Here is an 8,372-nt window from a genome sequence, read left to right as displayed (position 1 = left end):
AGGTGCCCGAAGGTCTTCCTGTCAGCAATCGCCCTCGCAGCACTCGTTATCTATTGGCTATGAGTCCTGACCCTAGCAAACAGAGGTGTGGATGGGAAATTCAGTTGCATTTGACCGGGCAGCACACTTATCGCCCCACTGCTTCAAAAACTCAAATCTTGCGGTGAATAAACAGAGGGCAAAGGTACCGTAATCTCATTTCGTAATTTCTAAATTTTTGTGTTAGGGTCCGAGCAGATTTTACTGATTTCTTTCAAAGGTACTATTTATCGTGAGCAACAATTCACAAAACACGTTCAGGTTGCGTCCGATGGAAAGGGCAGATCTGGATTCCGTTCTGAGTTGGTTTCAGGACGTTGAAGACCTTGCGCGTTTCGATCGTACGACGCGCGTGCCCCTCAATACATCGCATGCCGAAGAATTTTGGAAAGATTCATTTACGTCTTCTGATGCCAGCCGCAAATGTTGGTTTATCGTCGAGTCGTCCGCAGGTGAGGCCGTTGGGCTGGCCGGGCTCGAGTCTATCTCGAACATCAATCGCGATGCAGTGGTTGCAGTTTTCGTCAACAAGGCAATGCGTAGATCCGGCGTCGGGCTTCGGGCATCCGCTTTGGTGCTGGACCTGGCGTTTCGACAGCTGGGGCTGAACCGCATAACGTCTTATTATCGTGAGGACAATCATCACAGCCGTGATCTTGTTGCCAAGATAGGATTCCAGATTGAAGGGACGATGCGTCAAGCGTGGTTCGCCGAAGGTGAGTTCCAGGATATGGTTGTTGTGGGCATTCTGAAATCCGAGTGGATGGTTCGCCGAAACGTTCTGGCACAGGAACTGGATGCGAATACGGTCGTGACATTGGGGCCGAATGATTGCGCCGCCTGGTCATGGCCGCCTCAGATCGCAGAGGTGTGATCAGTTCCGATCAAAACTGCTTCGGTCGTCAAAAACGTTTTTTGATATATGTTGGTTACGGGTCCGCTATGAATCCGAAAAAAGAGTAACACTTGTGAGTACGACAATTTCTGACATTCCAATTACTCAACGGCTTGGCGCAGTATTGTTCGCCGATGTCGTAGGATACTCCCGGCTTATGAGCGAGAATGAGCTGGATACCTATAATGAATTGAAAGCATTGATTTCTTTGCTTGAGGCATCGTGCGCAAAGTACAACGGCCGAGTGGTTGAGGTACGTGGGGACGGGATTTTGGCCCTGTTCGAAACTGCCACTAGCGCCGTGGAATTCGGGGTCGAATTGCATCAAATCGCAAGCGATCAGAATAAAACCCGCGCGCAGGATCAGCGAATCAAGTTCCGGGCCGGGATTCACCTTGGTGAGATACTGATAGACGAGCGTGGCATTCATGGTGACAACGTCAATATCGCGGCCCGGTTGCAAGAAATAGCCGAGCCTGAGCGGGTCTATGTCAGCTCTGCCGTGTATGATCAGGTCTGCAATCGCCTGCGCTTTGGGTACGAGTTTCTGGGGCCAAAACAGCTCAAGAACATCATGAATCCTGTCTCGACCTACTGCGTCCGCAGCGAAGTGGCCGGCGCGACCATGGCTGGCACGATGCGCCCGGATTTGAAAGGGGACATACTCGAACGGCCGGATACGCCGTCGGTGGCCGTTCTGCCCTTCAGCAGCTCTGGCGGCGATGAGTCCGACAGCTGGATCGCCGAAGGTCTTACGGACGACATCATCATGAATCTGTCCAAGTTCCGGAACCTTTTTATCATCGCCCGGAACTCGTCATTTTTCTTCAGGACACAGTCGATGCCTCCGAAAGAGGCGGCGCAAAAGCTGAATGTCCGCTATGTCGCGCGCGGCAGTGTACGTCGGTCAGCCAGTAGGATCAGGATTTCCGCCGAGTTGATTGATGCCAACACCGAGCGCACAATCTGGGGCGAACGGTTCGATCGCAAGATTGACGATATTTTCGACATTCTTGATGAGGTCACAGAGTGCATTGTGGCGGCCACTGCGGTGATGATAGAGTCGCATGAAAAGCAGCGAATGATTCAGGCGATTCCAAACGATCTTGAGGCCTATGGTTCGGTCCTGCAAGGCCAGCACCACATCTTCAAATACACCCGAAACGACAACCGCAAGGCACAGAATTTCTATCAATCAGCCCTTGAACGGGACGAGGGGTATGCCCGTGCTGCAGCAGCGCTGTCGCGAACTCTAAATATCGACTGGCGTTATTCCTGGGCCGAAGAGCCGTCACAATCGCTGGAAAAGGCGCTGATGTTGGCACAGCGCGCGATTGAGCTGGACCCGACCGACGCGCGTGGTTTCGGCGAATTGGGCTATGTGCACCTTTACCGCAAAGAGCATGACGCAGCCATCCAATCCTATCAGAGGGCGCTGGCGTTAAACCCAAATGATGCGGATATGCATTCTGACTTTGCTGATGCGCTAGCCCATTCGGGTGACAACGAAACGGCCATAACGCATCTTCAGCAGGCAATGCGCCTTAATCCCTATTTCCCTGATCAATACCTTTGGCACCTGGGCGGAGCGTATTACAACCTCAGACGCTATGAGGATGTAATTGAGACGGTCAACAAGATGAACAATCCGACCGAGGGGCAGCGTATGCTGGCCGCCAGCTATGCTCAGCTGGGTCAAACGGACATGGCCCGCCTCATAAGGGAAAAGCACCGCGAGGCGCATCCGAACTTTTCGCTGGCCCGGTGGACAACCGTTCAACCGGATCGGCTAGAGGAAGATACGCAGCACTTTGTGGAAGGTCTGAAAAAGGCCGGGTTCTAAAAATGCAAAGGGGCACCCACAATCGGGTGCCCCTGAATATTATTCTGCAAACCGGGCTTAGTCGCCGCCGCGTACTTTTGCGCCGCTGACTTTGGCACCGCTCACCTTCGCGCCACTGACTTTGGCGCCGCTGACCTTGGCCCCACTTACTTTCGCGCCGCTGACTTTGGCACCGCTAATAGCTGGGCTGTCAAAGCCGAAATAGATGTCCAACAGGACTTGTTCGAACTGACCGGCCATCACGTCCATACGCATGGTCTGGTCAGATTTGTCGTACCGCCAGACGCGGATGCCATCGGCGACCTGATAGTCGGCCGCTGCGACGCCGCCAATACTCGGGTCTTGCGGCGCTCGGGATGCGTCGTCTGCAGGCTTATTGGGATCAGCGACCAGCTCACCTTTACCATGAACCAGAAAAATCACCGGCTCCGGCATATCGTAATAGGTGCCCTCAAAGGCAAAGCCATAAATCTTGGCGAACCGAGGACCTTTCTCCCCTTTTTCCACCCCAAATTGATCGTCGAGATGCTTGTTGGCGCCCTTTCCTTTGGACGGGATACGTTTGTATTCTAAATCTTCGAGCTCACGGCCATATATCAACACTTCTGAAAAACTGAGCAAGGATTCAGGCATATCTCTCTCTCCCAATTATGGGATCGACGAAGCCAGAACCCTCATCTCCCCCTCAAAATAAACTCGAAAAATATTCGAGCAAATGCGTTCCAATAATCTTCTTCCGATTGCATGCCATAAAACCGCTTAAAAATAAAGGATTTTACACGTTATTCCGGCACCTGCGTACGAACCGAAGCAGAGTGGCTGTCTTCTTCGGGATCGGGAAGACGTGGGCCGGCAGATGTCAGACCAATATCACGCATGCGGAAGTTGCCTTCGATGATGTTGCGAAACGCACCGCCTGTGATTTCCTGATCGACCGCCAGCAGGGCCTTTTCAACACCAAAATAGCTGAGCATATCTGCATCCAGCCGCTCCCATGTGTCGGCCAGATAGGTTCCCAGAAAATCGCGCGCCTCAAGCAAAGCAATCCGGAAACCTTCGGGGTTTTCGGCATAACGGGCATCGAACACACCCTGCATAACCTCGCTGTAATCCGGAGAATCTTCCAGCTGATCGGACAGGTGTTCTTCTTCGGGCGAGATCAGTCCATGCAGCAGCAGGCGCTCGTGATAAATGTCTACGAAAATGTCGAACATCGCTCCGGTCAACGGTTCGGACAGATCGTGTTCGCTGGTCCAACCGGCCGCAAACTCTGACATGGACCGGGTGTTGGCGGCAATTCGGATTTGCGCGTTTTCCCCCAGTTCGGCAAACCGGTTCAGACGATTGAAGGTGTACAGGTTGCCCCGCGTGTTTTTTAACAGTGCGTCAACAACCGAACCAAAATGCAGCGACGCAAGAAGGGCGACCATATCGGCAGCGGACTCGTGAAATCCATAATATTCGCCCGACGCATCCCCGTCTGACGGCATGCCGATGACGCTATAGATAATGGCATGTCCAATTTCATGGGAGACAACGTCAAAGTTCAGGCTGTATGGGCGGTACTCATCTCCATGTTCGTGTGTGCCGCCCGTTTCCAGAAACCCCCAGCCAATATGTGCGTTGTCCAGACTGGGTAGCAGGGACAGTTCAAGCCGGTCGAAATCAGGCGCGAAATGCCACGGGATTGGTCGATCAAAATAACCTTGCCACACATCCATTGTAAAATGGGCCGACCCGAACAAATGCGCCGCCTCAAATGAGGGGTCGGATGGGGCAATATGAAAGAAATTGCCAAACTCATCGGGCATCGCGGGCGGTTGGATGTATCCGTCCCAAGGTGGCAGATACATACCCGGTCCATTCGGACCGGGAACGATGGCGCCGTAAGGTGTGGTTTTGCCGACAGGATTGACGGTGTACATGCGCGGACCAGACGGCCCTGGCCCGATGCTGCCTTGCGGTGCTGAAATTTCGATAAGCTCCGGTTGCGCGCCCGGTTCCAGAAAAGGTGATTGCGGATACAGCAGGAACCGTGTTCCGGGTTCTTCGTCGCTTACAGTCTCATGTGTGTTCATCAATCGACCCCTCGTGCCGGGCGGAGGTCACCTTGCTTTTTGGGACGTCCGCACAGGCACTCCTGTGGCAAAACAAATACTCTGCTTCGATCAACTCACCAAGTGCCGCGCGCCCGGATAGGCCAAGCGAGGTTGCGTAGCTGTCCAGGTTATCCGGCACGTCCCGATTAAGGCGCGTTTCAAAATACCACACGACCATTCGCAGACGATCTGCGCCCGAAAGTTGCCCATTCACAATCGCAGCTTTTTCCTTGGCGGCCGCCCGTTCCCGTAGATCGGTGTAATTTCCGGTTCGTTTCAGTTCGGCCAGCAATGGCCCTTCCAACTGCGTCAAACGCGCGGCGACCGTCGCATCGACCCGGGCGGCATCCGCCAGTATGTCCTCGTATTCCGCAAGGTTCAGATCATTGGCGGTCAACCATTTCATCAAATGCGTTTTATGAGACAATCCAGCCATGGCCCTGTGGTCCGTCATCTGCCGGATCAGGGCGTCACGATCAGGTTGCCGATCCTGCTCGGCGGCCTCTTCCTGTGCCATCACGCTCAGCACTGCGCGGTTGCGCAATTCGGCGAACAGTTCCGGGTCTAACCTCAACTCGTCGATCACCGCGTGGTTCTTTGCTTCGTTGGTGTCGATGCGGTTGCGCAACTGTTTCCACACCAATGTTGGTTCGGTCCGCGTTACGGGAATTGGGGGTAGGGTGCCCCGCGACAGGCAATCCGCCATAAGGGCCAGCATCGCGCGGGCGTCATCTGCCTTGGCATCAATTTGGCCGTCGGGCAGCCAATCCAAAAAGGCCGCTATTCCGGGCAGATCGCTTAACTCTTTGCCGATGTCCTGCCAGATGCGGTGCCTATAGTGTCTGGATTTCGCATGCTCTAGGATAGTGGCGACGCTTTCAGAAGGTAAAATCCCCTGAGCCTGCGCCTGTTTGACTGTGGCTCGGATAGACACCATCGGTGTACTGAGCGGTTGAAATCCCAGCTCTGCCGGGCTGTGAAGAACCGCGACCTCATCGTCATCCTGCAAAACGCCGCTGAGGTAATCCTCATAGATCCCGCCAACACCGATCATTCCAAATTCGGCAAGTTCCGCTGCACGCAGGGCACCCATGCTGGCGCTGCCAAATACCGGTATCCCTTGTTCCATCGCCCACAAGATTTCCTTGTGCCAGACTGACGGCACACCTTCGAAGAACCCATCTATTATCCCAATGGCGTGCGGTTGATCCTTGGCTGCCCGATAAACATCACCCTGCTGAACAGGAGGCAGAATCGCGGCATTCAATTGTGCCGTGACTTCGTGTGCTGGCAGGGTAGGGCCCACAAATACAACGACGGTCATGCGGTTTCCTGCCTGATTTGCAGTGCTCTTAAGCCCGGTACGTAGTCCGCATCGTCATGTGGCGCCTCCAAGCCTGGTATGACCGCCCGAACAACCGATAGATCATATTCAGGCCGAGACAAGTCCACGATCACCACCTGAGAAACCCCGACGGCCTGTAACCTGATTAACAGCAAAGCCAGATCATCCTCGAATGTCTTGGTTGAATGCGTCGGGCAGTCCTGAAAATTCTCTGTCGGAGGGGCACGATCGATCAGATCCCGCACATATCTACACCGATCCGTTTGCGCCTGGTCAGTGAATTCTTCCGGATCCAGATCATCGCGCGCGCCCGAAATATAGGTCAGCCGAGTCTGAGCAGCCTCTGTCACAGCGCGCAGCAACGCGATTGCACGATCCGGATGGCACCCGTCGCCGATGCCGATGTGACCAGACTGCCCGCCGGCCTCACAGATCACGCACCGAAAACTGGCAATTCCGATATCCGACGTGGTGTTCCACACCCCTATCTCCAGATTTGCCCCGGTGACTTTTTCAATGGCCACCTGACATCGTGGGTCGTCGACAGTGCCGAGATCAACGCGCGCAGTCGTGGTTTGATGAGACCACAGCGTCGTTGCATCGCGCTCAATCAATTCGCAAATCGCATGACAACTCGCTTCGGCATCATTATTGCCCGAAGCCAAACCGTTTGTTGTTCTGGGAAAGGCGCGTTGTCCGGCGAGTGGAGCAGAAGTGTAGTCAGTGTCCACCATCTCAAGCGGGACCCAGCAGGCGTGTTGGCTTTTCAAATCCCGGCCTTCAACCCACAGCATGTTGCCGTTGGGATCAAATTGCGCGCCGGTGACCTTAGGCAATCGTTCCACATCCACAACGGTCGCTTCATCAGCCAAATCGGTATGTCGGGCAAGCCGTTGCGGAAGTCGCACACGTTCGGCATGCCAGGATTCGATCGCTTCCATAACGCCCGAAGCTTGCGCTGCCTGCAGCGACAGTCCTTTACCAAGTGACACCGCAACGGATCTGGAATTGGGACGAGCAACCATGACGGTAGGCAAACCGATCCGATCCAGGCCGGTCAGATTCGCGATCCGAGTTATACCCATTTCCCGTAGAAATGGTTGCACAATGCTTAGGGTCTGCACGGGGTCGCGCAGACGATGAGTGTCATGCACGTAGGTCTTTTGTGAACTATCGGTCATTTCATCGACCTTGCCAAAACAAACGTGCAGGTTCGCACAATAAAACAAGCTATACGCAAATAGGATGGTAGATGAATTCGTGTGGGTCAACCTTGCTGGTTTCTAGTGGTAATATTCGAAACGTGCAGCCGAATACTTACAACCATCTATTTAACATAAGATAGATTATGCGCGACCTAATTGTGTAGCCGCAAAGCTAAAATGTCACCCACGAGCAATTCAGGAATGTCACTCTACCCTCAAAAATCATTGAGGAAGATCGGGCATGGGGTGGGTGATGATGAGCGAGCGCGAGTTGAATCGTGTGGATGTATTGGCGCAGGTCGATGATGGCCGCTTGACCATTGATAATGCTGAGAAACTGCTGGATTTGACGCGGCGCCAAGTGTTTCGGCTGCTGAAGAGGTATCGCCTGGATGGAGCTGCTGCGATCCGGCATAGGGCGCGCGGCAAACCTCCAAACAATCAGATTCACAGAGCAAAGCGCGATTATGCCTTGGCATTGGTCAAAGAGAGCTATTCCGATTTCGGACCTACATAGGCCGCAGAGAAGTTAGCTGAGCATCATGGCATCAGGGTTTCGCGCGAGACTTTGCGCAAATGGATGGTGGAAGATGGATCGGCGCAAAAGTCATGCTGACCACAGATCAGGAACACGCGCTCGGCGCGGCCCTGATCGCGGTGTGCCTGTTTTACGTAGACGCACTTATAGATTGGTACAAATCGAGGGGCGAATAATGGTTCTGTCGCTGATAGGTGGTTTTTTGCACAAACGGGCGGAAAGTCGAGCAAACAAGCGCAATATCGCGGCGCAAGAGCGTATTAACGAACGAAACATTGAAGAGGCTCGGCGCGCGGAAGCGGTCAGCATTCGCGAGGCGCACCGGGCCCAAGCCCTAGGGTCAGGACCCATTGATTTCCGCTTGGCTGCGTGATTCACGGTTCGAAAATCGAGCGGTGACCATGTCTG

The 8,372-nt window shown here is 54.0% G+C and carries 6 protein-coding genes and 1 pseudogene; 3 read left to right on the top strand and 4 right to left on the bottom strand.

Going from position 1 to position 8,372, the window contains the following annotated elements:
* The first annotated feature begins 310 nt into the window (after positions 1 to 310).
* Together AC2FLA_RS22145 and AC2FLA_RS22140 are read left to right on the top strand one after the other, a co-directional pair.
* Positions 311 to 913: a GNAT family N-acetyltransferase gene (locus AC2FLA_RS22145; RefSeq protein WP_496725378.1), complete on the top strand. Its 603-nt coding sequence runs from the start codon at positions 311 to 313 to the stop codon at positions 911 to 913.
* Positions 914 to 1,007: 94 nt separating this feature from the next.
* Positions 1,008 to 2,777: an adenylate/guanylate cyclase domain-containing protein gene (locus tag AC2FLA_RS22140; protein ID WP_496725376.1), complete on the top strand. Its 1,770-nt coding sequence runs from the start codon at positions 1,008 to 1,010 to the stop codon at positions 2,775 to 2,777.
* Between the two features lie 57 nt (positions 2,778 to 2,834).
* Here AC2FLA_RS22140 and AC2FLA_RS22135 read toward each other — a convergent pair whose 3' ends face one another.
* The 4 genes from AC2FLA_RS22135 to AC2FLA_RS22120 form a co-directional block, all read right to left on the bottom strand.
* Positions 2,835 to 3,410 carry a hypothetical protein gene (locus AC2FLA_RS22135; protein ID WP_496725374.1) on the bottom strand — a complete coding sequence of 192 codons (576 nt, stop codon included), beginning with the start codon at positions 3,408 to 3,410 and terminating at the stop codon, positions 2,835 to 2,837.
* A gap of 149 nt (positions 3,411 to 3,559) precedes the next feature.
* Entirely contained in the window at positions 3,560 to 4,855 is a 1,296-nt protein-coding gene (locus tag AC2FLA_RS22130; RefSeq protein WP_496725372.1) for a gluzincin family metallopeptidase, read from the bottom strand.
* Positions 4,842 to 6,200, bottom strand: coding sequence for a TfuA-like protein (locus AC2FLA_RS22125; RefSeq protein WP_496725370.1), 1,359 nt, complete (start codon positions 6,198 to 6,200; stop codon positions 4,842 to 4,844). The genes AC2FLA_RS22130 and AC2FLA_RS22125 overlap by 14 nt, the downstream gene beginning before the upstream one ends.
* Positions 6,197 to 7,402, bottom strand: a complete 1,206-nt coding sequence (locus AC2FLA_RS22120) for a YcaO-like family protein (RefSeq protein WP_496725368.1) — start codon at positions 7,400 to 7,402, stop codon at positions 6,197 to 6,199. Before AC2FLA_RS22120 ends, AC2FLA_RS22125 begins: the two co-directional genes overlap by 4 nt.
* 265 nt (positions 7,403 to 7,667) lie before the next feature.
* On the opposite strand from AC2FLA_RS22120, the pseudogene AC2FLA_RS22115 reads away from it, so the two are divergent.
* Positions 7,668 to 8,021 (top strand): annotated as a pseudogene (locus tag AC2FLA_RS22115) (helix-turn-helix domain-containing protein); the annotation flags it as partial.
* Positions 8,022 to 8,372 lie beyond the last annotated feature (351 nt).

The sequence above is a fragment of the Ruegeria sp. CDSA033 genome (genome assembly GCF_059612305.1).
This window is presented reverse-complemented; position numbering and strand designations above follow the sequence as displayed.

What these genes read in the sequence shown, in the direction of transcription:
- AC2FLA_RS22145 (WP_496725378.1), top strand. Translation starts at nt 311, where the DNA reads ATGGAAAGGGCAGATCTGGATTCCGTTCTGAGTTGGTTTCAGGACGTT.
- AC2FLA_RS22135 (WP_496725374.1), bottom strand. Translation starts at nt 3,410, where the DNA reads ATGCCTGAATCCTTGCTCAGTTTTTCAGAAGTGTTGATATATGGCCGT.
- AC2FLA_RS22130 (WP_496725372.1), bottom strand. Translation starts at nt 4,855, where the DNA reads ATGAACACACATGAGACTGTAAGCGACGAAGAACCCGGAACACGGTTC.
- AC2FLA_RS22125 (WP_496725370.1), bottom strand. Translation starts at nt 6,200, where the DNA reads ATGACCGTCGTTGTATTTGTGGGCCCTACCCTGCCAGCACACGAAGTC.
- AC2FLA_RS22120 (WP_496725368.1), bottom strand. Translation starts at nt 7,402, where the DNA reads ATGACCGATAGTTCACAAAAGACCTACGTGCATGACACTCATCGTCTG.